Raw genomic sequence first — 23,864 nt, 5'->3', positions numbered from 1 at the left:
TTTCTATTTTACTTCTTTGAGGTTGGAGTGTCAAGTTTTATTATACTATATCATCTGTAACTAGCAATGACATCCCCGCTGTCCGCACACTCGGTAAGCAAGGCTATTCCTTTTTCAATGTCCTGTTCCAAATGCTCTCCTGAAATATATTCAAGGGCAAGAAATCTTTTTGCATTGCTGTTTTTAAGTTTGACAGCTTTCTCAAGCAATTTTACTGCACTATCTGTATTCTGCGGAATGTGTTCACCTATCAAAAGTGCTTTGCCATACTCAAACAAGCCGTTCTTGTTATTCATTTCAGCTGAACGTCTGAAGTATTCGATCGCTTTTGTAACGTCTGAGTTTGTTCCAAGTCCAAGCTTGAACATCTGTCCCAATTTGTAAAAGAGATCGTCGTTCGCCATATCATTGTTTTCGATTTTCAAAAATCCCGACAAAGCTTGTTGGTAATATCTCTGTGCTGTATCGTTATCTTTGGTTACATACTCTCCATATCTGTACATTTGAGCGATAGAATAAGCCGCATAAGGCTGTCCCTGCGAAGATGATTTCTGATACCACAAAAAAGCCTGCGACAGATCTTTCTCTATACCGCTGCCATAGTAATACAGATTTGCAAGGCTGAACTGAGCAAACTTGTTTTTCTGTTTTGCCGATCTTTCAAACCACTCAAAGGCTTTTTCATAATCCTGCTCCGTACCAAGACCATAACAAAACATTTTACCAATACGATACTGAACATATGGCTTTAATTTCTTTGAGTTTGGTTCTATTTGCAAAAAGCCCTGCAAAGCCCGTGTGTATTTCGCAATAGACGTTTCTTCGTTTCTTTCGCCAAGTTTGTCGGTAGAATAAAGCTTTCCAAGATCGTAATCAGCCAAAACATTCCCACGCTGTGATTCAGATAACAAAAGCTGTTCAGCTTTCTTAAAATCATTGAGCTTAGCGTCTTTACCATAGATAAGCTTGCAGGCTTTTTTGTATTGATCATTCCATTTGATATAGTATTTTATTGCCGCAGCCGATTCGTCTATTTCTTTCTCTTCCAACGGTTCTGCTTCATCAAACAGAGGTAACACATTCTGAGGCGTATTATCAATGTATTCATCATTTGGTTCAGAACCTTCAATTTCAGTATTTACATCAAAGGGTTTCATATTAAGTACTGTACGAATTATCATATTCCGGACAGGCTGAAAAACCTTATTGTCGGTAAGCGAAGGCAGTTCTTTTTCCTTTTGCGTATAAGTCTTGCACTTCAACCGCTCCAAGCTGCACCATTTGTCATAGAGCTGCCGTATGTTCTCATCTTTTGCAAGCTCTGAAAATATTTTATTGACGGTTTCCTTTATCTCCTTTGGAAGATAGCCGTAAACTTTTTTGCCTTTCACATTCTGTAACTGGATATATAGTTTTCTGATAAGTTCTCCAAGCTGTGGATCTGTATGATCATTACTTGCGATCCTATTTACAATGCTTTCAAATTCGTTTTTGGAAACCGCTTTCAATTCATCACGGCTTACTGTCTGTTCCTGATAAATGCTTTGCAGATCATCGTGAAAAATATCATTTGCAAATGCTGAACGTATCTTATCTATACCCGCCTTTGTCAGAAATCCTTGCTTTGGATTTGTTGAATAAACAAGCAAATGGATATGAGGATGATGAGTAGTATCGTGGTAAGCGGCGTACCACTTCAAATTGCAAAGAGGGATATTCTGTGCTTTTGCAATATCTGAGATATGCCTTTTGACAAGCTCACGCCAAGCGTCCGAATTATCATAGCCAAGCCTTACTGCATCTTCACGGCGAAGTGAAACAACGTGTGACCAAACATTGCCTTTATGTTCAGCTATCTCATTTGCCGCTTGATTCAGAATTATAGGCTCGTTCTTTTCGTTAAACAAGCCGTGCGAACCTCTCTTTTCAACGCCCGGACGCATAGCCATATATCCGACAAAATTCTGTCGGTTTCCAACCACGTCTGCATTGCGTTCTACTATCGTGCTTATCAATTCACCGGCATTCTCAATGGTCGGCTCTCTTTCATAGTCCTCATACTCAAGGTATCTTTTGGATTCAGGAAAGTCGTTTATCAGGTCGTTAATAAGCTGCTCTTGATTTTTAGTTGCATTGGCATTTCTGTCAACAAATTTTTGACTTCGTATCTCGACAGTTTCACGGGTAGCAATATACTTTGTATAATTTCTGCGTTTTGTTTTATTTTTCTGATTTCCGCTTTTCAGATAACGGCTCGTAACGATAAGCTGCGACATTTTACACCTTCCTTATGATAATAAGCACCACAAAGTTACATTTCACCAAATAATTTTGACATTTCACAGCACGATGTATTCTTATATGATATAATATTATTAGTTATAACATATCACTGAAAGTCCATTTTGTTTCTTGGGTGCTTAGTCTTTAAGATCTCCTTTTGCTTTGATGATGTGACGTGCGTGTAGATCTGAGTCGTGGTTATCGAGCTGTGGCCCAACATTCTTTGTATGTAACGAATGTCCACGTCCTCTTCCAAAAGCAGAGTCGCAAACGAGTGACGGAACATATGTGGCGTTATGTGCATTTCAACACCGCATTGATTGCAATATGAACTCAGCATATTTCGTACCGATTGCTCTGTCATTCTTCTGCCGAGCTTATTGACGAAGAAGTACCCTGACACGGAGATATTATCTTCAAAAAGAAGTCTGTACCTTTTAAGTATGCTGAGAACAGCCATATTTTCCACGGGTATAAGGCGTTCTTTTGAACCTTTGCCGTAAAACTTAACGGATCGTCCTAAAAGATCAACATTTTCCGGTTTAAGAGTACATATCTCAGCTATCCTTGCACCTGTAGCAAAAAGCAATTCAATTACAGCGGCATTTCTGACGGCACATTTCATTTGGTAGGCACTTTGGGCTGAACCTATCTGCTGATAAGAAAAGGAAATTATCTTAGCGATCACGTCGAGAGGTATCGTTTTGGGCAGCAGCACAGGCTCTCTGATCGAAGTTTCAAGCTTATCGAATGGGTTAAAATCTATGTAGTCTTGCAACAGGAGAAAATGGATAAAAGCTTTTAGCGTAGCAAGCTTACGCTTTACGGTTTTCGGCTTGTACTTTTTATTCAGGCACTCGATATAATCCCACAATGCTTGTTTTGAAAGCGTATCGGAAAACAGTGCATACTGCGAAAGGTCGATTTTGTATGCACGCACAGTTTTTTCGCTAAGCTTTTTATGGTAACGGCAGTAATCGAGAAATTGGTCTACAAAAGGTCTATATTCAAACATCAAAACAGCTCCTTAAAAATACTTAGGCAAAGCAATTTGGTCAACATTCACAAAAGCACAAATGCTTACGAATAAATTTGCTTTTAAACCTACCTTATATTATATCAGAGTTGTTTGAGTTCGACAAATTTAGACGATTTGTGAATTTTTACAAAGTTTTCAAAAGTTGATTGACTTTTTTAGGAAAGTGTGATATGGTGTTATATGTGACGAGGGTTATTGAAGGATAACTCTTTATTATCAACTTAGGAGAAATAAAATGTCTGATTTCCAAAAAAATTCAAGTAACTTTGAAGATCTGTGTTTAAAAATAGTTAAAAAACTTTTAGGAAATTCATTGAATAAAATAAAAAAAACGCAGCCATCAAAAGATGGAGGATATGATATTGATGCAACAATAAAATATAAAAATAAACAGTACAGCGTATTATTCGAATGCAAACTCCGAGGGAAAAATGTTAACTTACGAGATATTGCAGCGAACGTCATTATTGCCTATAACAATTGTACCGACAGCTTAGTTTTTATGATTAATCAGTATTTCACTCCACAACTTGAAGAACAATTATTGCGTTTTAGAGATTCAAGTCAATTGAATATAAAAGTATTAATAGGATCAGATATTGAAAATGTCATCCAGAATAACAATATACCTGTAAGTACAGAGTTGGCTGAGCTTTTAAAAGATAATAATAAAAGCAGAAAAAACAAACATATATCATCACTTGTTTTAAACACTGATTCCGAAAATATATGCAAGCAGATTATTGAAAAACCACAAGTTAATTCTGATAATAAAGAATCAGATTTTATTGCACAGGTTTATTCAAATGAGCTTAATAGAGCCGTTTCACTACTCAAAAATAATAAAAGCTTTATTGTTCAAGGCTATATTGGCATGGGCAAAAGTGCTTTTGTAAGAAAAATATTAAACACTGTCGACTGTATGTGTATAAGGTTAAATGCGGATGTGTGTCAGAATCAGGAACAAGTCATTCTTCATTTGATTCGCAATATTTGGGGATTACCGGACAATAGTTTTTTAGGTATGTTTGAGGAAGACGATATTGATTACATAACTCGTACTATCAATGACAATTATTCTATGGAAACTTGTAAATTTATAAAATACATATTAAACCAAACCTCTCTTTCTATAAAAATAGAGGCAAACTATATATTATGTGAATATTTAGTATGTATAATGAAACGCCATTATCCTAAAACAAAGTACGTTGTATATTTTGATAATTTTCATTCCGCTAATCAGGAAGTTAATGATTTCTTTGTATATTTGATCAATCTTTTTTCGGAAAAAGACATTCCATGTATAATTGAATATGATTTATCAGAATATGACCTGCAAAAGCAGAACCTGATGGCTTATAACAAAATAATTAATAAATATGCCATTATAGATATTGCCACTCTCACTGAAGAGCAAGCAAAAACTTGGTTTATCCAGGAATTGAATATCACAGAAAAAACTGCGAATCAAATTGTAAAAAGAGTAGGTACGCGATTTTATAATATAAAATTCATTTCCCAAAATCTAAAAAGAAGAATGCATACGCCAAACTTCGAAAAAGCAATGGAATTATTGGATATGTTGACACCAAACGATCTGTCCGATATAACATCGCAAATAATCAACTCTTGTAAGAAAAAAGATAAAAAACTATTTTATCTGCTAAAAATGTTGAACTGTCGCATTCCCATTGATTTGTGTTCATATTTGAATTTATCATACAGTTCACTTTTAAAAGAAGGAATCATCGTCAGAGAGGATCGCTATATATTTGTCTCAAATGAATTTGTTAAACAGGCTGTAATGAAAGAAACGTCTGATTTGGTAAATGAGCAAAATATTTCCGAATTGATTTTAGATTTCTGTACCCATAATCCTGGAAAATATAAAGATGTCATAATATATGGCTTATTTTACGCAGGCAAACTGGAGGAAGCTACAAAAGAAATAGATTTGTTAATCAAAGAACTTGGTCAAAAGCGCAATTTCACGTTAATGTTGGAATTCATTGAACTTGCAATAACTATTTCTGAAAATAACAAAAATGCTCACGCACTGTCAAACTATTTAATAAAAAAGCTTGAAGTATATGCAATCATTAAATCACTTATGTTGGACAAGGCAAGATTGACATTAGACCACTTGCAAACATTGGTGAATTCGGGACAGTTGGACTTACTTGATGAATCCTATTCAGAATTAGCAATCTGCTATTTTAAGGGTACTATCGCACTCAAAGACTATGCATTTTCAGATGATCTTCTGAATGAACATTATAAGTACTTTAAAAACTGCATAGATGGATTAATGAAAGATAATCCGGATGATTATCTTGGAAAGGTGTGCAGCAATTACGCAATCTACATAAAAGAAACCAAGGGCAATTCTGCGGCACTGGAAGTTTTTGGTGCAGCTTTGAAGGCTTTACCTAATTCCCAGACCCTGTATATTGAACATCTCAGTCATCTTGCCTGCATTTCATTGTCATACGAACCCCAAAAGTCATATGAATATTACAGTAAAATAATAGAAAAAGTAAACAACAGCCAAACCTTCTACTGCTTCCCCTTTCACGAATATGGGGACAAGGCTATGTGCAAAGTGCTTTTGAAAGAGGTTAATAAGGCCGTCTCTCATTCTGACCTTGGCATCAAATATGCTGAATCGCACGGCGTATTTGATGAAGTTGGAAGAATACTTAATATAAAAGGCTGCGCTTTTTTACTGGCTGACAAAGTATCGGAAGCTGTAAAATGCTTTAAAGAAGCGACAGAAATAATGGAGTATTCAGGATATAAGCACTATAGTTGGCGTAGCAAACTAAATTATGTAAACTATTTTATCACTTCTGGAAACAAAGAAGAATTAATAAAAATGCTATACGATGCGTACAGCATTTTTAAATCCGGATTAATTACAAAAGTTCAAAACCTAATTGAATCATGTGATGATTTTATCTCCAGTAGGGAATACCTGGTGCTTCTTGTTGTAGGCAAGTGCAGCCAGCTATTATTTGACACAAAAGCAAGTCAAAGAGCAGATTATATCTCGGCTGAAAAAATAGCTGATGAATTCAGATTTCCTGACAAAATAAAAAAACATTACCTCAAGACAATAAATCAGCTCATTAATCATCACGAACAGCTTGAACTGAAAAGCATTTATATTTATAATGGAGATATTTTTATTATTGGATAGATTCTAAAAGGAAAAGCTCGTTTTGCTTTGCAAATGAATACAAAAAGCAGTTATCAGCCGAAGGTGATTGAGAAGAAAAAGCTGAAATAGCGTTTCTTTTGGCGGAAACAGCTTCTTTGTTTCCATAAACATAGATCCAGTGAAAAGTGGTAAGATTTTTAGGCGGTTGGAAAATATCACTTTTTCTATTTGGCCAAACATCTTCATTTTCAGTATGTATCAAATAAGAAAGAACTTTTATGGGATGATTAATGATTCTTAGTGCATCATATAAATACATTGCACAGGCATAATGATCCCCATGCAAATCAAATATTGACGGGGCTGCGATTAAACTCGGCGAACATGATCTTATTGCGTATACCAAGTCGTCAAGGAAATTCTGACTTGTGTATTCAGCTTGAGTTTCCGTATGCAAAGAATGGACAGTTTCCTTATTCGCCGGATGATATGTACAAGATGATACAGGAGAATTTTGCTGTTCAGGAGTGCTTCTTAAGCGCATTAGAAAGCTTTTTTCTTTGCTCATTCCGGTATCTGCATATCCTAAGTACAGCATATGATCTTCACATATACCAAGTAATGACAGCGCATTCAAACTTTCATAATAACGTGTATATGCATAGTCTATTCCCCTGTAATCTCCGTTTGTCGCATACAGTATGTTTACAGTTCCATTTTTCTCCAGCACATTATGCATCAGTAAAAATGCGCTTAGAATCTCATCATCTTGATGTGGAGCAATTACAAGAAGATTCATTTTTACAACCTCATAAGTTCCTGCAAAATTTTGAGATTTTCAGTATCATTGGTACAATAGATTACATTTTTTTCTATTATATCATGAAAAAAGCCAAAAGCAACAAATGAAATTAAATTTCTGACTCTTAACCCATCTATTTCGTTCATCGCAAGAAATAATTCCGGCAGCATTGATTTCTCTAATTTTTGCTGTATAATAAAATCATGGATTAACCTGGCTACACCGGCTTCGGGTTCGCCAACCGCTGTTTTTTCATGATCTATCATGCAGATTTGTCCATCGAAGAAATAAACATGGTCAAATGTCAGATCGGTATTCACAGCACATAGCCTTTCCAAAGTGTTTTCTTCATCAGTTGAGGAAAAATGTTTTACGCAATCAATTAAGACCATGAAGATACAGCTTGGTATGCTTGATCTATTATAATTAAGCATTTCTGCTGCAGTTTGCCAACATAATTTACCTGAGAAACGGCAAGAAGGGTCAAAAAAGAAATCTTCAATTTCATTGTTCAGCTTCTCAATTGTTTTGTCGGGAGTATCATTCAATAATATTATGTCAATGTATTTTTCTCGTTCATCTTTGCTTATCTGACAGTTGTTCAGGACATTTTTTATGCACAACTTAAGTCTGTCAACACTTGATACATAGAAAGGTTCTGCTTTTTTTAGCAGGAGAAGAGCATGAAACTCATCATATCCTACCAATAATGGGCTATTGATTCTCTTATAAGCCTGTAATTCAGTTTTAAACATTTTACCGGCATTACGAGCATACTCATTTTTACGAACAGGATTATACATAGGACTTATTGCAAGGCGGGTGTAAGTCCTTTTTATAACATATTGATTGTTATTGCATTTTACCATATAAACATCTGACGAGTTGTTTTGGTTTGTTAGTATATGTAGCTGTTCTGCAGTACAGCCACTGCATTTATGGAAAAACTGTTTTATTGTTTCATCAGAATATCTGCTGATGCAATAAGGGTAAAGATTAATTTTCTTGTGTGATAGTACAGGTTTTGCATTATTTTCATCTTTAGGCGATGATTCACAATCAAAGTAGCACTTTAAATGTTTTTCAATAAACCGCCATGAACCCATTAGTTCTTTTGCAGCAGCTATCGCATTTTGTCCTAATGTATTGCTTAAATATGGTTGCCTTATGAAATGTTCCATGCGAGCGCTTAATTCCGCTACGTCACCGAATTTAACAAGAAAACCATTATACCAGTCGGTTATAGTATCTTTGGCAAACCCGTTTGGTGTCCCTATAACGGGAACACCTTCACACATCGCTTCAACAGCAACACGTCCGCCGGGTTCGTACAGTGAATGTGTCAGTAATACCGATGTTCTGAGAAGAACAGTACTTAATCCATAAGGATCAATACAGCCCCACCAAACGATTTTTCCGTATTGTTCCAGTATTGTTAAATCAGGATTTATTTCTTTGAAATCACTTCTGATCATTTCAATTTCCGGCAAACTACCTCCAGCTAGCCATAATGGCGGGCAAAGATTTTTATACTTATTATACAGCATATTCCAAGAGGAAAAAATGTGTTTCAACCCCTTATTCCTATCCATTCTTCCGATATATGTAAACGCTTTTTGCGCCCAGAATGTATCGTATGATTTGGGCTGAGCAATTTTATTATATTTCTCAGCCGCTGCTATTTGACTGCCGCGTGAAATCGTAGAGTTGAGTCTAGGGAAATCATTTGGATCATGGGAGGGCATAACAAATGATTCATGAATATACTGTCCCGCAACTACGATCTTATCTTTATCAACATTATACAGGGTCATAAGATCCGCTGCCTCATCATCGGAAACGCAAATAAGCCATTGTGCTTTATCGTAAATTTCTTGCTCATAAAATTCACGCTCGGGCATTGGTTCATAAGCTCCACGCTTTACTCTTCCCCTTGAATTAGATATGATGCTATGAACAAAAGGAATTTCTAATTTTTCACTTAAATCAGCTGCGATTCTTCCACTGTTCCAATATACACTATGAAGCTTTTCAGGCAGTCTACCCTGCTTCTTTATTATTTCAAGAATTTGTTCCACGTTTTGAGAATGATATTTCTTTAAAAGCGTTTTACTCATTGGTTCATTGTCACCATTTGTTAAACGATAGACTGTGCAATATTCATTATACTGTTCTTCGTAAGGAAGGTACTGCATGGATCTTCTTGTAAACATCAGACACCTAATTTTTCTTTTTCCGAACTCATCTAGCAACTCTTTCATGTACGTATGAGTTCCTCCCCATTCATCATATCCAGGAGCCATTGCCGGATCGGCGTGCATCGTAATTAATACTATAGTTTGTATATACATAATCGTATTTATATTTACATTCGCATCACAGACACAGTTTTTTAATCCAATGCTTTTACTAATTGGCTACAAATACTATTACATAACAACCGACAAAGGAACAAAAATAATGATTATTTCTAGACAAACATATCGAAACGCTAAAGAATTACAAACTGAAAATCTTAAGCGACTTAGTGATACTGCTTTTATAGAATTTGGAGGAACAAAATGAAATGCCTAATCGTTAAAGTAAAGGACAGAAAAAGAACACCAACTTACAAAAAAATGATTAGTGGAAAAGATGTATACTCGTTTCCGTCTAATTTAGATGATGCAATTGAATATTCGTCATCAACATTACACGAAGAAAATGAATGGTATATGATTACTTCATTTTCAAAAACCACATTTTGTATTGAGCTTCTAAAAGAAGACTTCTCATCAGTTAATTATGAAAAGCTCAGCAAATCTGAAGTTGATTCTATTGATTATCTTTGCTCAATACAAGATGACATTTTCTATTTTCAAAATATAAGCAAAGCAAACTTAAAACCTCGTAGATTTATACATATAGGAGATGATTTTACTTATGAAGAAAACAGTAAAAGCATTAATATTAATGTGACTCCAGACGCAATATATCAGAAAAATAATGACACACTTTATTTTCAAAGCCTATCAAAATTAAAGAAAATATTTAAAGGTATAGAGGAACTATATCGTGAAGCAACGGATGAAGAAACAACTGAATTCCTCAATTCGTCATTTATTAATCTGACGAGTGGATACTCAACTTTAGAAGTTAAAACCGCAAATAGAAAACGTATTACAATGGCATTAGAGACACTTAAGAAATTTAATCCGAAAGAAAAGAAACAAATCGTTAAGTACATTTCTAAATACTGCAAGAATCTTAAAACAAATGAGGATAAAAACACATTTGACATAGGTTCGGAAAAAGAATTAAAAGAATTAATATACGGAATTGAACAACGATACTATACTACAGAAATCGGCAACGAAAAACGTTTGGCGAATTCTGTGATAAAACTATAATGATATTCATAAGTCCGCCCGTTGATACCTCACCGCCCTTTCAAAATTAATAACCCCATTTATCTTCCTGACCTCGTCAGTACACATAGCCCTAAGCTTCACCATCGTTTCATCATCAATATCATTGATCGCCGCAAGCATATGTGATACTGCACCAAGTTCGACAGCAACCTTAAATAAGGCACGGGACAGCCTCTGCTCCGTGCCTTTTACTATGCCCTCAGTTATTGCAGTGATCTGAGGAGCGGCATATTCCGCTGCCACACTGTCCTTGTTAAGCAGATACCCACAGTAAAAACGTATCGCCTTCTCTATAAACTCCGTCTTCGACTTGCAGTTGTCAGCCTCATAAAGCATATCAATTTTCTGCATCGTCTCTGGGAAAACATAAAGCGGAAATTTCACCTTGACATCATCACAAACGCCTGAACGTTCGCTATTTTCTGCTGATCTTCTGTTCTTTGACTCCATAAAAAACTCAACCTTCGCTTTCTGACTCCATTTTTCAGATCTCTCAAAACTCTCGCAAACACGGCGAGCTTTGCTCGTCCGTTGTGAGCATTTTGGCGGCTTTGACGCCAAAATTTTAACCTGCAATATATTAAATTTCCCTCAAACCCACCCGAAATCATCTGATCCCTGCCATTCTCAAACTTTGCAACAAAATGCCCCAAATTCGCCCCAGCTGCCTTTAGGGTAAAGTTACCCCACCCATGCTCTGAAAACGCCACACGAGGGCACACGGTGCGAACCGTGGCGAGTTACTGCTCGGACAGCTTTTCCGTTTCGGCAGGAGCAGTGATCTTCTGCTTTCTCGCAGGCTTTCTGTCCGACATCATATCAATAAAATCTCTCACATTCTGCGGAACGACCTTGCCGTAAAGCTGATCCACATACTTTTCAAGCTCCGCCGCAAGAGTTGTGTTTTTCTGCTCCAGATACATCTCTATCGCAGAGAGCTTTTTCTCGTTTACACTTACCGTAACTGATTTTTTCAACCTATCACACTCCAATAAAATTAATTTTCTGATGAGCTGTCCTCATTCAAACTTTCAATAGCGTCAGTCACCTCCTGCGGATAATCCACTCCCTCATAGGTACACCAGCTTGACCAACCGCCGTTTGAAACAAAGTCTTTTGTAATATATCCAACAGCCTCCGAACTGTAAATCATTTCATTATTGCCGATATAAATCCCGTGTTTACTGCCATCGAACAGTCCCACGCCTGCGACTTCCGGCATGGTATCAAGACCACCTTGTTCGGTATAAACCAATGTGCTGTAAGCAGAATCAAACACCTTTTCCATAGGATCGTAGTTTAGATACCCAAGCACAAGCCCTGCGTTATCCGCATAACGTATCCTGTCAGTTTCGCTTCTTTCACCAATAAAACCATTCATATATCCCCAGCCCGAGATGTAAGCATTATCAGCCCAAGCCGCAAGATCAGCACAGTTTTTCGTGCTTGTATCAGAAAACATAAACGCATTTATGGTGCTGTTCATCACAAAAGTGTATGTGCGAATAAACTCATCATAGTCAATATCCAAATTGTAAGTCGAGTTTATCGCCGCAATCAAATCGCTGTCATTCGGAGCATTAGCGAACAAATTTGCGTATGACTCAGCATTAAAATTCTGAACATCTTCAAAGTAAGACATATATATCAGCTGAGCCTTTATGGTCTGAACCTTGACACCCTTTTCGTCCATAGCGTTTGCAATGTCATTACCTGCTGATCGGATATCATCGAGCCTTTGCCTGCTTTCACTGTCAAGAGAGCTGTAAAAATCATCGGCATTAATGTGAAGTTCAGGCACTTGAGCTTCCTCGCCGACCTCCCCAAGAGAAGAAAGCATCACCGCAGGAGCACACAGCAAAAGGAGCAAACCCACCGCAGCACTAAGCACCACAGTCACAAGCTTGCCTCGCTTTTTTTCATCACCAAGAATATATACGGCTGCCTTTTTAAGAGCCGCCGCAACTGTCGCCGACATTACATCACCTTCCTCCCGCCGAACCAAACAGTGCCGCCTTGTAGGCAGGAGCAATGACCTGCAAAAGATACCTCTCATTACCACACCGATACAGACAAGTTCCTCTTTCAGGATACTTGATAAGACTGTACTCCGATTCCTCCAACTGTAGGGTATCAATAAATGCAGTCGGAGAGATATTACCGGGATTGAACAGAAAATGATGTGCCGGAATAGAAAACAGCGGCTTGGTGAACTCCTTTATCTCAGGCAGCAGAAAGTCCTCGATATTCTGACTTGCCAGAATAAACGAGGACTCTTTCTTACGCACACGTTTCATACCGTTACGAATATATTCTATCGCCGTCATATTAGTGAGGAATAAATACAGCTCATCAACTGCCGCAACAGTATTTCCGCACCCTAAAAGCTGATTGCTCATATACGACAGAATATTAAACAACAGAGTATCTTTCAGCCTTTTGTTCGTGTCCATAAGACCTTTCACTCCAAAACAGATAAACTCGCCGTTCTTGATGTTGGTGCATCCGTTGAAGTACTTCGACTCTGCTCCTTTGCACATACTGTGCAGTCCAAGACAGATGTTCTGTAACATTTCTTCGGTATAGAGATGTTTCTTCTCGTGATCGAATGCCATAAATTCCTTTTCTATGAGTTCGTATAGATCGCTCATAATCGGATAATCCTCGTTTTTCTGCGTACTGAAATCCGTGAAGTCATCAATACCGAATCTTGCGTACAGCTTCATCAGCATAATTTCTATCGTATCGACTTCGGCGTCACTAAAATCCTTGTACGCTCTGAAAAAGTCTTTCAAATAGCTGATGTGCTGACTTAAACGGGTTACTTTTCGGAATGTTTCAGGGCTGTCATCGGTTTCCTTTTCTTGATTTCCAAAGCGAGAATTTTCTGACCACGCTTTTGGCTCAAGCGGATTTATCATAAACTCACCCGACATCATATCAATGTAAGTGCCGCCAAGGTTATTGCACAGATCCTCATATTCGTGTTCAGGGTCTAAGCAAAGTATAGATTTGCCTGATTCACGCTGATTGCACAACAGCAGTTTCATAAGATAAGACTTGCCCTGACCGCTGTTGCCGAGTATAAGAATGTTGGAGTTTGTTTTGTCCTCAGTTCGCTTGTCAAAGTCAACAAGAATATTCGTGCCGTACTTATCTCTTCCAACATAAAAGCCGCTCTCATCGGTCTTGCCGCTGTAATTCAAGGGATAAAGATCAGCCACCGAGCTTGCAGGAAGAACACGTTCAAACTGACTTGCGAATACGTTATTGCCCGCAGGATGAACAGACAAGAATCCCTCTTTCTGCCGCAAAAGCAAACGGTCAACAGATATTTTGGAACGTGTCAGCTCCATTTGAACATCGGCCTGCAGTTCTTTCAGCTTATCCTCAGAGCTTGCTTTCAACTCAATAAACACAGCCGTATGCAGTAGCGGTTCTTTGTTTCTGCGTAGTTCGCTTATCAGCTCCACCACATCATTTATGTTATCCTGAGCCTTTATGCTCTCGTTCACATCATTTACAGTCGTCATCATATGATTTTTCCTCATTGCCTGCTGCACGATCTTTCGCTGTTCTGCGGCGGTAACAAGTCTGTCATATATCCTCAGCGTAACGCCGTTTCTGTCCGCAAGGTGAGCAAGTATAGCAGTTTCTTCTGTGCTCGGCGGATACTCAGTCACAGCCCAGACGCATCTGAAACTGTTTCCGCAGATGTAGTGATCTGTATAAAAGCGTATAATGCCCGGTGCAATGCGGTCAAAAAAGTTCTTTGTATCGATGACCTCAAGCTGTTCTTCTGACAGTTCTTTTTTCTTTTGCTTTCTACTTCTCATCTGTTTTTCCCTCCAAATCCAATTCCGTTTCTCCCTCAATATCAGGGATATCTTCTCCAGAAATACTTGTCCCGAAGTACAAAGCCAGCATACGCTTGATCTGAGGCTTAGTCATTCTCCTAGCCGCAAAACCGTGCTCCGATATTGCCTTATCCACACGATTCAGCGTACTGAATATCTGCTCGTCCTTTTCACGTCTGAAACGCACAGCAAACATAAACTGCCTCGCTGTTGACATCTCAATTTGTATCTCGTCAAGAAAATCATAGTCCGCTTTCAGCAGTTTTCTGACCGATTCGTTCTGCTCTTTTTCAAGCCTTTTCCTAAGATGATTTTTGTTGCTGTCAAAACACTCGCAGGAATCCAATGCCAGTATTTCTAGGTCAGGTATGGTACTCAATAACATCATAAGATGATGTATTTTGACGTCGATATTAGCTGCTGACAGCACGGAAATATTGGTAGGTTCTACACTGAAAAAAACGATCTCGACTTTGTCGGTCTTTACACCGAAACGAGTAAAGCGTTCAAGACAGATAAGACCCTGAACGCTGTTTTTGTTCTTTGTCATTTAAAATTTCCTCCATAAATACAATTGCTGCGAAGTCAGAAAAAACTTCACAGCGTTAAAAATATAGTCTATGATCGAAGTTTCGTCGACCCGAAGAGAGAGAAACGCAAAGCAGGCGGTCGCAGCAAAGGGCAGGACGTTCCAGAAGTTCACCAGAATCACAACCGACAGAATTATTCCGCCGCAGATTATGATAAAATCCCGAACGCTCCAGAACCACAGCTTTACGTTTGCTCTCAGGTTTTCGGGGTAGATGTAGGTTTTCATTTTTATCAAACCTCCTTTGGGGTATAAAAATACAGCCAAACTTTAGCTTGACTGTATTAGCAGTATCTTAAATATTTCATACCATTAAATTCATAGTCCGGATTCTTATTGAAGAAGATTTTTTCTTTGAAATTATCTTTTTCACAACAGACAATGTTGAAAACGAAAAACTGATAGTACCACTCACCCGTGTCATAATAGGTGTTTCTTTCATTAAAAACAATCCGTCCATATTGATCTTTTCTCAAAACAAAAGCAGTTTTATCAAATCCTCCATAAAAATGAACTTCGTACTGATTATCACCGATCGGTTTCACCCCTATCTTTTTACCAAAGGGAGAACGATTGAATTTTCCATCATACAGCTGACTTTCTGTAAACTGCCGACTTTTTGTACCTCTATTGTGCATCCCGTTAGTATCCTGATAAAAAAAGCAGAATGAAACAATACATTTTGTTGTATTTCATCAGGATTGATTCTTACAGGATAGAACTTTATGGCATTTCTTGCTTGTGCAAAATTTGCATACCTGACGTTTTTTCTGTATTCAATTTCAATTTGCTGAACAAATAACATAGTGTACACCACTTTTTGTTTTGAAATAATAATGTCATTATATCATACGTTTAACGTAAAATCAAGCTTTTCCCTTGATCATATTCACCGCCTTAGCCCCCATAGAAACAGTATGACTAACACTCATCATATTGACTCTAACGCTGGTATCAAGCCCGTACATCTGAGCTATCCTCGGCACTTCGTTAGCCGACAGACATATCCCTACCGCAAGCAATGGGTGCTGAGTGTAAGTCAGAAGTCCGATATACAAGATCGTTGTCTGCAAGAAAGCCGTCAGGCAGGTTGCTATGACCTGCTTGCACCAGCTGTAAAAGCCGTCGGTGTAGCCCCTCGGAACTCCGAACATATACAAGCTCCCAACAGCTATCTGGCAAAGCATTATGCCGCCTCGTTTGATGTTTGCAAACACAACTTTCACCGTGCAGTAACCGAATAAGATCATAAAAAATAGACTGAACAGCGAAATATCTGAAGCAAGGGCAAATATGACCGCAAGTCCGGTGTCCGCCATCGTGTCGCTCGTTCCGGATATGAAATTTCCAAGCAGTTCAGTTGCAAAGGTACCCTGCATATTGACGCAGAATGAATAAAGCCTTTGCGGAACGACCGTCACAAGACTTGCTGCCATAAAACCTTTCAGTACATTTATGCAGGTGTTCTTGATGTTTGCCTGCCCCGATTCATAAGCGACAGCCGTATCGAACACAGCTACGATAAGTCCGCAGACAAAAAGCATCCACGCAAAACTGCCAAACAGTCCAACGAACACCTGTACCCAGGACAAAGCGAAAATATCCGTTGCAGTCTCGTTAATAAATGTGAATAATTCCGCTATCAGACCATACACCTTATTGAATATCCATTCAAACATAATATCCCAAATAGCGTCGCTTATCGCATCGGCGGCAGCACCAACTGTGTTGTCCCAAAGCGATGAGATACCGTCGCTTATCCAGTCAATAGCGTCTGAGATCCAATCAAACATCCACACCACCTCCTGCCTTTGTTATCTCTCCCTTTATCTTGTACAGCGAGCTGCGGCGTCCGCCTTGGATATGATAGCGAGGTATCCGTTCTAACAATCCACGGTTTTCAAGTTCCGTAAATGCACGATACACCGTGCTTTTGTGTATACTCAGATCTTCTGCTATCCTGCGTACAGAGGGAAAACATTCTCCGTTTTTGTCCGCACGGTTTGCCAGATAGCAGTACACAGCCACAGCCTTGTGGCTTAGCCCTAAGTCGTAGATCCTTCTTGGAAATATCAATATGCATCAGCTCCTTTTACGTTTTAACAGTTGTCTTTTTCTTTGCCGTCAGCTCCTCATATTCTAACGTGCTCTCTTTTTCCTTCTGCGGATATTTCACTTCAACGTCACGGATAAGTTCATCACGCTCTTTGTATGAAACGGCACGAGCGGTCTTATCGGGAAGTTTGTATTCTTCTTCAAATTTTATCCCCCATTTGAAGAACAGCTTCAGCTTGCTAATCATCGGGTGTGTTCCTGTTTTCATAACGATAAACTGTCCTTTCGGCATAGATTTCAGCTCGTCCACAGTCATAAGCGGTCTGCCTATCATCTGCAATGACTGGCTTTTATCCCTGCCGTTTGATATAGAACCGCTCAATACAGTCTGTTCGCCCAAAGCTTTTGAAAGCACCTCTGCACTCTGGCTGTTTGGTGCAAATCCGCCGAACACAGTAAGCTGAGTGTTGTCGGTTATTATCTCCATACCCTGTTTGCCATAGTTCTGCTCAAGCTGTGCCAAGGACTGTATTATCGCCACAATGGATATTTTTCTTGAACGTCCTGCGGAGAACATAGATTCAGCGCCCTCTATCTTAGGAAAAGTTCCAAACTCGTCGCAGTAGAACATAACTCTGTTTTTAAGCTTGCCGCCGTTTTCGTCTGCAATGACTAATATCTCACGATATAACTGTTGGATAAGCAGGCTGACCATAAAGTACTTGCTTGTATCTTCTTCGGGAAGAACGATAAAGATAGCAGACTTTTCATTGCAGAACTTCTCAGCGTCTATCGCCGTTCCAAAACACAGCATTTGTTCAAGTTCAGAATCTAGAAAACTGTTGAGCCTTGAAAGTGCAGTCGACATTACCGACAGCATAGACTGGTCAGACGCATTCAGAGCCGCTCCTGCAAGCCATTTTGCTTTGTGTTCGCTTGGAAGTTTGTCCATAAGCTTTGAAAAATACATTTTAGGTTTTACTTTCGGGTCTGGCTGATACTTAGCGAGCAAGTCCTGAATAAGCTTGAAAACGGAAACTATATGCCGTTCATTTTTATCGCCAAACTCCGCTAAAAGCAGTATGACCGAGGCGAGCAGACCCTCAGCCGCATCGTAGAAAAAAGCGTTTTGTCCGTAGTTGTGGATGTCACCGTCGCCGATATTGATAATTGTTTTTGCTGTGATCTTAGCATATTTCTCAGCCTTTGCTTTCGCTGAAAGATTGTTTTTATCGGACAGATAAATATCCATATACTTGTTTACAAGGTGCAGGATATTGTTTTCGTCTGAGCGTGTAGGGTTACGCAGATCAAGCACAGAAACATTGTAGTCATAATACTTTTTGGCGATAGTTCCGTAGTTTCGTGCAACGTCGCCTTTTGTATCAGTTGAGATAAATGACATTCCCGAAGCACAGGCAAGCTCTATGTTCGGATACAAAAAGTATGCAGTCTTGCCGACTCCTGCCGCTCCTATCATAAGAGTATGAACATCTCCGTCATCCACAAGAGCTATGGTTTTCTTCCCTGAACCTCTGCAACCAACAACTGTGCCTTGTACAGTCGGCAGATTCTTACCCTGCCGCCAGAGTTCAGGCTCGAATGGCAGAGGGATAAAAGTTCTCTTTATCTCCGTTTTCGTCGCCCACCTTGCAGTTCCGTGCTGTCCGTTGCCGACCTTTTTCGCCTTAATTCCGTTAAGCGACTTGTTGTCAAGCAGATTTACAACTACTAAAAATGCAACAAAAATCACTGCAAGCACGCCTATTAAAATCATTTGTTTTTCATTCAATTTTTCACTTCCAATCATAGAATATTCTATCTTTTGTATTTAATAAGATAGTTAGTTTGTTATCTTCAAGGTATTGCGCTGTGAGGCGGAGGGTATAGCAATAGCCGCAAACGGCTATTGCTGCAAGTTTTTCTTTGAGGACAATGTCCTCAATTTTGCTTTACAAAACCAAAAAACTTGATCAGCTGAATTCCATACAAGGTTCGGGTTCTGAAACTATATCTTCTGATTCAATATTCTCTTGCATAGGAGCATTTAAAGTTTCCTCAACAGACAGTCTTACAGCGCTGTCGGCGAGCTGATACAGCAATTTTGCCGTATTTACCGACTGCTCACGGGTACGGGCGGTCTGTCGCAAGTCCTTTAGCACTGTCTGAACACACTCCTGCAAATTCCTCTGTTTCTGTGATTTTTTGCCCTTGTCGGTGTAAGGCTTGTAACTACCCTTGAGTTTGTGTTGGAGCCTTTCAAATGCTTTACATTCGCTGTTAATTCGCTCACTTTTGGGCATGAAAAATGCCGAGCCAGCCAGCGCATACTCAGCGAGATATTTGTATTGTTCGTTCTTGAAGGTGGCATAGATCTGAGACGTCAGCTTATCCGGACGGCATTTGAGATACTGCAAATTTTTCGACTGACGATGATATTCTTCTTTATGTTGGTTAGGGACAGCAGGAAGAGCATAAACGCCATTCTTTGCTTTTAGTACCTCGTTCCAATCTTTGTACGGAGGCGCAAGGCGTTTTACGTTTGAATATCCGTTCTCATTTAGAATATCCTTTAAACGGTCAACAGCCTCGATACCGCCCTCGTCATTATCAACGCAGAGAATGACTTCTGACAGGTTAGAATGGTTTTTTAAAGCCGTCAAAACAGCATTTTCATAAACTCCGTTCATAGCGATGTAGCTGTGTTTCTGCCAATCTTTCGGATAAAGCGTAAGAAAACTCAGCATATCTATGGGAGCTTCAAATACATAAAGTCGTTCATTTTCTCCGAAATGTGCAAAGCTGTAACGGGTATCAGAACCGCCGCAAGTGATACGAAACGTACCTCCAACGCTGTTTGTTGACCGCTTATGTGCCTGCTTAGGCTCGCCATTTTCATTAAGTCCGACAAATACTGCGTTGTGGTGGGTTTTATCCTCATAGAGGGTATGCTGTTTGGCAAAGTGTGTGATGATGTCAGCCGAGATAAACCGCTGTTTTATGAGGTAGGCGTATACCCTGTGCATATCGCTGTTCGGTTCTGGAAGTTTAAATTCTCTTGTTTTTTGCTCTTGTTTATCCGCTTTCGGTGGGCTGTTAGACAGCGGAGATATGCTCCGACCAAGCAGTTCCTGAACCGCAGTCTGAAAGTCCATACCATAAAACTCCTGCATAAACTTTATTGCTCCGCCGCCTGTCTGATTTTTATGGTCGAACCATTTTGATCCACGGATAGTTATACTGTCGTGCCTGCCGGAGCTGTCACAGTAAATGAGCTTATGCTCTCTGCCAACACGTTCAAGCTTTTCTCCTCGCATTCTGAGAAACTGCTCAAGGTCTACGCTGTTGGCAAGGACTTTTTGTTCGTCTGTAAATGGGATATATGGCACTTTATCACCGCCTTAATACTTGACATTCTCCGCAAACTTACTCATCAGCTGCGAAAAACTCTGCCTCTCCATCATATCCGAACTGAGAAAAGCACCCGACGCAACGGTCAGCTTGTTTTCACTAAGAACAGCGTAGGTCTCAGTGTATCCAAACTGCGACGCCATTCCATCAGTTTTCTGGACTGACGCATAACGCTGATATTTTCCCTTTGATACAACGCTGCTTGTCATTCTGTAATCGGACACAAAATCGTCCGCTGTGATACCGTTCATCTGAGCAGCAGTCTGCCTGAAGTAATGATCCCCTAAATTTTCAAGGATATATTCCATATCGTAAGAAAGACCGCTTTTACTCAGATCAATACACATCACCTCAACAGAACCACCTCCGTTTGTGCCTTTAAGCGTTATCTTCTGCACACCATTTGAATCATCGATTTCATTATCAAAAGAACAGCCTTTCATAGCTTCCGCTACCAATTCACTTGTATCCACAAAGGATATATCGGAATCGAAAAATTCGGCAATAAAGGTGTCCGTCTTTATCTTTTCATCCTCTAAACTGCTTTCAGCCCCTGAAGAGGCAGCCGAGTCGTGTATGGACTCGGCTGTGGTTGTAGTAGTTGTTTCCGTAACAGCATTCTGGATCGGCGGACTGATCGTTCCGCAAGCTGTCATTGTCAGCATAAACGCTGCTAAAATTGCAGTCAATGCTTTTGCTTTCATATTCATTTTCCCCCCTATCAGATTATGCTCCAGATGTACAGCGGACAGGTCAGGGAAAAGATCAAACAGCCGAAAATGATAGCGATCGGCGTCCATTCAAGCTGACCGTGTTTGCGATAATCGAGGTATGCGAGTGTTATCTTCACAAACAGCAGAACTGCAAGTATAACGTCTATCACGGGAAACACCACATTGTTTACGACTGAAACGACCTGTGCTCTTGCTGTAGTCCAAGTGCTTGTCACCGCCCCCGCAACATCGCCCGAAGCATAAGCGGTTATTGACATCATCTGCACAAAACAAAATGCGCTTACTGCCGCCGCAATGATTTTCTTTTTTGATCTCATTACACATCATCCTCTCTGTTTTCGATAATTTTCCCTACCAGAATTGTGCGGCTGTTACCCTCTGCAGAAGTACAAGTTGACAGCGTTATCAGGTTATCTTCTTCGGAAATGCCGATCTCCTTGTAAATACTCGCGCAGTTTCTGAGCTGTAAATCCCACTCTTCAAAGGTCGGATCAGCAAGATAAAGTCCGCTTGTGTCTGTAGTTCTTGCAACCGCAAAGAAATCTATCAACCGAACATTGTCATCGGTAGTCAGCCAGCCGTAGCTGTGTTCCATGAAATATTCCTCGTTTTCGTAATTCGGAATATCTGCAAACATCGTTCCATTGCCCATATTGTGACCATAAATAACGCTGTTGAAGTCCGAAAAATCACTTGAACAGCGGTAGTCCATAAACAGCGAGCCTGCATAGAGATAGCTTCCGTCCGCCGCCCTGTGAGCGTAATATTCATTATCTTCCGACTGCATGACCGGGTAATCGATATTTGTACCGGGGATATACAGCCAGGCCACGGAGTCACTATGCTCGTTGGAAAGCTGCCGTACCTGTGCTGTAAGCTCCTTTTTTGTATCTTCGGGAACTCTGTCCGCCGATGGCTTGTCAGAACTATTGTTGACTGCCTCATCAAGCGTTTCTCTCGCTATCGGGGTAGGAGCATAGATCAGAATATCCTGCCAATTGATTTTCTGAGCCACGTCGTTTTTCACCAGAAGATAAATTCCCCCTCCGAGGAGGGCGGCTGCGGTCACAGCCGCAATAGTGCGAATAGCTTTGGTTTTCTTAGTCATAGATCAATCCTCATCAATTTCAATAAATTCGGGGCAAAGAGCTGAATGATCTTCAGGCTCCTTGTCATCATTTTTCTTTCTGCTAATGATCAGCACAAGAAAGATTATGAGCGAAGCGCCCATAAGTGCAAATGCCGCAAAATCACTGTGGTTATCGCCTGTATACGGAGTAGTGGTTTTAGGTGTAAGCTCGTCATACATAACGACTTCGGTCACGCTGCCGTCAGCGTTTACCGTGAACTTGATTTCATTTGCAATCTCGTAACCGTCGGGAGCGATAGTTTCACGAAGCGTGTACTCCTTGCCTGCGATCAGCTTTCCTTCGATGAAGTGAGCCTCGTCCGTGGATACCCATTCCTCAACAACATTTCCGTCCTCGTCAATGATTTGGAGCGTTGCACCAGGCAGTTCCTCACCTGTTGTAATGTCCCGCTTTGAAATACGAACCTTAGTGGTATCATCCACCATAACGATAAGCGGATAGCCGTTATCTGAAACGGCTGTTGAATCAACGTTTTCTACGGTAACATTGCCGTAAACATCAACGTTGAACTTAATGTCTGTCGCAATAATATAACCGTCGGGTGCGGCAATTTCTTTAAGCACATATTCACCTGCACCAAGCTTTGAAACGATGTGATTTGTGCCGTCTGAAGTCCACTTATCAACTGTCTCACCGTCAGCATTTTCAAGCACCATTTCAGCACCCACAAGTTCGTTTCCGTACACATCACGTTTGGAGATCTCAACAGTAATAGGTTTGTTTTCCGCAGTTATCTCAATAACTTCCCCGTCCTCTGCAATGCTGACAGCATATTCCTTGTCACTAAGAATATACCCCCTTGGACTTTCTATCTCACGAACGATATACTGTCCGAAAGGAACATCTGTAAACTCAAAACAGCCATTCTCATCTGAGGCGGCAGTCATTATTGCAGTATCTCTGCTGAACTTCACGCAGTCGGCAGTAAACAGCCCGAACACCGCATTTTCAAGGGGTTCGCTCTTGTCATCGGTCTTATGTCCCTCTATCCTGCCACGCTTGAGAAGATTTACAAACTGTCCGCAGTCAATATCCACATTCTGAATATCCTGTCCCATATATTCAAAATTCACAAGATACTTTTCACCGTTAAGAACATAGTGTTCATCAGTAGAAATTTCTTTGACATAATACCTGCCGAAAGGTATCTGTACATCAAATTTTGCGGCCATATCCTCATCAAGTGAAACCTCTGAAAGCAGTCCGTCCGCAGGAATAGCAGAACCGTCAGCGGCAGTAATATCTTCTGCGGCGAATAGCCCGAAACGAATGCTTGTATAGCAGTCCTTGCCGTAGATCCCGAACAGTTCATCACTTTCCATAACCTTAGAAAGCGATATCCTCACGCTCTGATACTCATTTTCAAAAGC

At 39.9% G+C, this 23,864-nt stretch carries 21 protein-coding genes; 2 read left to right on the top strand and 19 right to left on the bottom strand.

All coding sequences use genetic code 11. The features are described 5' to 3' along the window. Positions 1 to 50: 50 nt before the first annotated feature. Complete coding sequence (mobP3, locus tag LI114_RS11405) at positions 51 to 2,276, bottom strand: MobP3 family relaxase (RefSeq protein ID WP_227220751.1); 2,226 nt, start codon at positions 2,274 to 2,276, stop codon at positions 51 to 53. 113 nt (positions 2,277 to 2,389) lie between these two features. Next, on the bottom strand, positions 2,390 to 3,298 hold the full coding sequence (locus LI114_RS11400; RefSeq protein WP_041337560.1) for a tyrosine-type recombinase/integrase: 909 nt from the start codon (positions 3,296 to 3,298) through the stop codon (positions 2,390 to 2,392). Between the two features lie 259 nt (positions 3,299 to 3,557). Between LI114_RS11400 and LI114_RS11395 the strand changes: the two genes are divergently transcribed. Continuing rightward, a complete protein-coding gene (locus LI114_RS11395; protein WP_041337561.1) occupies positions 3,558 to 6,524 on the top strand; it encodes a restriction endonuclease in 2,967 nt (988 codons plus the stop codon). Here LI114_RS11395 and LI114_RS11390 read toward each other — a convergent pair. Continuing rightward, positions 6,514 to 7,284: a PIG-L deacetylase family protein gene (locus LI114_RS11390; RefSeq protein WP_041337562.1), complete on the bottom strand. Its 771-nt coding sequence runs from the start codon at positions 7,282 to 7,284 to the stop codon at positions 6,514 to 6,516. The two genes, LI114_RS11395 and LI114_RS11390, sit on opposite strands and share 11 nt — an antisense overlap. Positions 7,285 to 7,286: 2 nt before the next feature. Next, positions 7,287 to 9,590 carry a glycosyltransferase gene (locus LI114_RS11385; protein WP_227220753.1) on the bottom strand — a complete coding sequence of 768 codons (2,304 nt, stop codon included), beginning with the start codon at positions 9,588 to 9,590 and terminating at the stop codon, positions 7,287 to 7,289. A 258-nt stretch (positions 9,591 to 9,848) separates the two neighbouring features. Here LI114_RS11385 and LI114_RS11380 point away from each other — a divergent pair, with 258 nt between their 5' ends. Beyond that, a complete protein-coding gene (locus tag LI114_RS11380; protein ID WP_041337564.1) occupies positions 9,849 to 10,676 on the top strand; it encodes a hypothetical protein in 828 nt (275 codons plus the stop codon). Between the two features lie 6 nt (positions 10,677 to 10,682). On the opposite strand, the gene LI114_RS11375 is transcribed toward LI114_RS11380, so the two are convergent. From LI114_RS11375 to LI114_RS11305, 15 genes are all read right to left on the bottom strand, one after another. After that, a complete protein-coding gene (locus LI114_RS11375; RefSeq protein ID WP_051706975.1) occupies positions 10,683 to 11,147 on the bottom strand; it encodes a hypothetical protein in 465 nt (154 codons plus the stop codon). Between the two features lie 290 nt (positions 11,148 to 11,437). Beyond that, the gene (locus LI114_RS11370; RefSeq protein ID WP_041337565.1) at positions 11,438 to 11,674 is read right to left on the bottom strand and encodes a DUF6103 family protein; all 237 of its coding nucleotides are present in this window, start codon (positions 11,672 to 11,674) and stop codon (positions 11,438 to 11,440) included. Positions 11,675 to 11,694: 20 nt separating this feature from the next. After that, positions 11,695 to 12,702 (bottom strand): hypothetical protein, encoded by a 1,008-nt coding sequence (locus LI114_RS11365; protein WP_227220748.1) that lies wholly within the window; start codon positions 12,700 to 12,702, stop codon positions 11,695 to 11,697. Further along, the gene (locus LI114_RS11360; protein ID WP_117923519.1) at positions 12,680 to 14,533 is read right to left on the bottom strand and encodes a VirB4 family type IV secretion system protein; all 1,854 of its coding nucleotides are present in this window, start codon (positions 14,531 to 14,533) and stop codon (positions 12,680 to 12,682) included. The genes LI114_RS11365 and LI114_RS11360 overlap by 23 nt, the downstream gene beginning before the upstream one ends. Further along, positions 14,523 to 15,104, bottom strand: coding sequence for a hypothetical protein (locus tag LI114_RS11355; RefSeq protein ID WP_118125366.1), 582 nt, complete (start codon positions 15,102 to 15,104; stop codon positions 14,523 to 14,525). The genes LI114_RS11360 and LI114_RS11355 overlap by 11 nt, the downstream gene beginning before the upstream one ends. Further along, on the bottom strand, positions 15,105 to 15,371 hold the full coding sequence (locus LI114_RS11350; RefSeq protein WP_041337568.1) for a hypothetical protein: 267 nt from the start codon (positions 15,369 to 15,371) through the stop codon (positions 15,105 to 15,107). Positions 15,372 to 15,427: 56 nt separating this feature from the next. After that, a complete protein-coding gene (locus LI114_RS11345; protein ID WP_041337569.1) occupies positions 15,428 to 15,781 on the bottom strand; it encodes a hypothetical protein in 354 nt (117 codons plus the stop codon). 228 nt (positions 15,782 to 16,009) lie between these two features. Then, positions 16,010 to 16,936: a conjugal transfer protein TrbL family protein gene (locus LI114_RS11340; protein WP_227220746.1), complete on the bottom strand. Its 927-nt coding sequence runs from the start codon at positions 16,934 to 16,936 to the stop codon at positions 16,010 to 16,012. Continuing rightward, positions 16,929 to 17,219, bottom strand: coding sequence for a helix-turn-helix domain-containing protein (locus LI114_RS11335; RefSeq protein WP_117878569.1), 291 nt, complete (start codon positions 17,217 to 17,219; stop codon positions 16,929 to 16,931). Before LI114_RS11335 ends, LI114_RS11340 begins: the two co-directional genes overlap by 8 nt. Before the next feature lie 16 nt (positions 17,220 to 17,235). Further along, on the bottom strand, positions 17,236 to 18,990 hold the full coding sequence (locus LI114_RS11330) for a VirD4-like conjugal transfer protein, CD1115 family (protein WP_413770905.1): 1,755 nt from the start codon (positions 18,988 to 18,990) through the stop codon (positions 17,236 to 17,238). A gap of 181 nt (positions 18,991 to 19,171) precedes the next feature. Beyond that, positions 19,172 to 20,587, bottom strand: a complete 1,416-nt coding sequence (locus LI114_RS11325) for a DUF3991 and toprim domain-containing protein (RefSeq protein WP_051706981.1) — start codon at positions 20,585 to 20,587, stop codon at positions 19,172 to 19,174. 12 nt (positions 20,588 to 20,599) lie between these two features. After that, positions 20,600 to 21,313 carry a hypothetical protein gene (locus LI114_RS11320; protein ID WP_041337572.1) on the bottom strand — a complete coding sequence of 238 codons (714 nt, stop codon included), beginning with the start codon at positions 21,311 to 21,313 and terminating at the stop codon, positions 20,600 to 20,602. A 17-nt stretch (positions 21,314 to 21,330) separates the two neighbouring features. Beyond that, the gene (locus LI114_RS11315) at positions 21,331 to 21,660 is read right to left on the bottom strand and encodes a DUF3852 domain-containing protein (protein WP_041337574.1); all 330 of its coding nucleotides are present in this window, start codon (positions 21,658 to 21,660) and stop codon (positions 21,331 to 21,333) included. Then, positions 21,660 to 22,451: a class B sortase gene (locus LI114_RS11310; protein WP_051706983.1), complete on the bottom strand. Its 792-nt coding sequence runs from the start codon at positions 22,449 to 22,451 to the stop codon at positions 21,660 to 21,662. Before LI114_RS11310 ends, LI114_RS11315 begins: the two co-directional genes overlap by 1 nt. A 3-nt stretch (positions 22,452 to 22,454) precedes the next feature. Continuing rightward, positions 22,455 to 23,864: collagen binding domain-containing protein (locus LI114_RS11305; RefSeq protein WP_264468292.1), on the bottom strand; the 1,410-nt coding region annotated here is incomplete at its 5' end.

Origin of the sequence: Ruminococcus sp. 210702-SL.1.03 (genome assembly GCF_020559915.1) — a bacterium.
Lineage (GTDB): Bacteria > Bacillota > Clostridia > Oscillospirales > Ruminococcaceae > YE71.
Note: the sequence above shows the minus strand (reverse complement) of the source record. Positions and strands in the feature narration are given on the sequence as shown.

Bases quoted from the DNA above. Each gene is read 5' to 3' on its own strand.
- mobP3 (WP_227220751.1), bottom strand. From the start codon at position 2,276: ATGTCGCAGCTTATCGTTACGAGCCGTTATCTGAAAAGCGGAAATCAG.
- LI114_RS11400 (WP_041337560.1), bottom strand. From the start codon at position 3,298: ATGTTTGAATATAGACCTTTTGTAGACCAATTTCTCGATTACTGCCGT.
- LI114_RS11395 (WP_041337561.1), top strand. From the start codon at position 3,558: ATGTCTGATTTCCAAAAAAATTCAAGTAACTTTGAAGATCTGTGTTTA.
- LI114_RS11390 (WP_041337562.1), bottom strand. From the start codon at position 7,284: ATGAATCTTCTTGTAATTGCTCCACATCAAGATGATGAGATTCTAAGC.
- LI114_RS11385 (WP_227220753.1), bottom strand. From the start codon at position 9,590: ATGGCTCCTGGATATGATGAATGGGGAGGAACTCATACGTACATGAAA.
- LI114_RS11380 (WP_041337564.1), top strand. From the start codon at position 9,849: ATGAAATGCCTAATCGTTAAAGTAAAGGACAGAAAAAGAACACCAACT.
- LI114_RS11375 (WP_051706975.1), bottom strand. From the start codon at position 11,147: ATGGAGTCAAAGAACAGAAGATCAGCAGAAAATAGCGAACGTTCAGGC.
- LI114_RS11360 (WP_117923519.1), bottom strand. From the start codon at position 14,533: ATGAGAAGTAGAAAGCAAAAGAAAAAAGAACTGTCAGAAGAACAGCTT.
- LI114_RS11355 (WP_118125366.1), bottom strand. From the start codon at position 15,104: ATGACAAAGAACAAAAACAGCGTTCAGGGTCTTATCTGTCTTGAACGC.
- LI114_RS11350 (WP_041337568.1), bottom strand. From the start codon at position 15,371: ATGAAAACCTACATCTACCCCGAAAACCTGAGAGCAAACGTAAAGCTG.
- LI114_RS11345 (WP_041337569.1), bottom strand. From the start codon at position 15,781: ATGCACAATAGAGGTACAAAAAGTCGGCAGTTTACAGAAAGTCAGCTG.
- LI114_RS11340 (WP_227220746.1), bottom strand. From the start codon at position 16,936: ATGTTTGATTGGATCTCAGACGCTATTGACTGGATAAGCGACGGTATC.
- LI114_RS11320 (WP_041337572.1), bottom strand. From the start codon at position 21,313: ATGAAAGCAAAAGCATTGACTGCAATTTTAGCAGCGTTTATGCTGACA.
- LI114_RS11315 (WP_041337574.1), bottom strand. From the start codon at position 21,660: ATGAGATCAAAAAAGAAAATCATTGCGGCGGCAGTAAGCGCATTTTGT.
- LI114_RS11310 (WP_051706983.1), bottom strand. From the start codon at position 22,451: ATGACTAAGAAAACCAAAGCTATTCGCACTATTGCGGCTGTGACCGCA.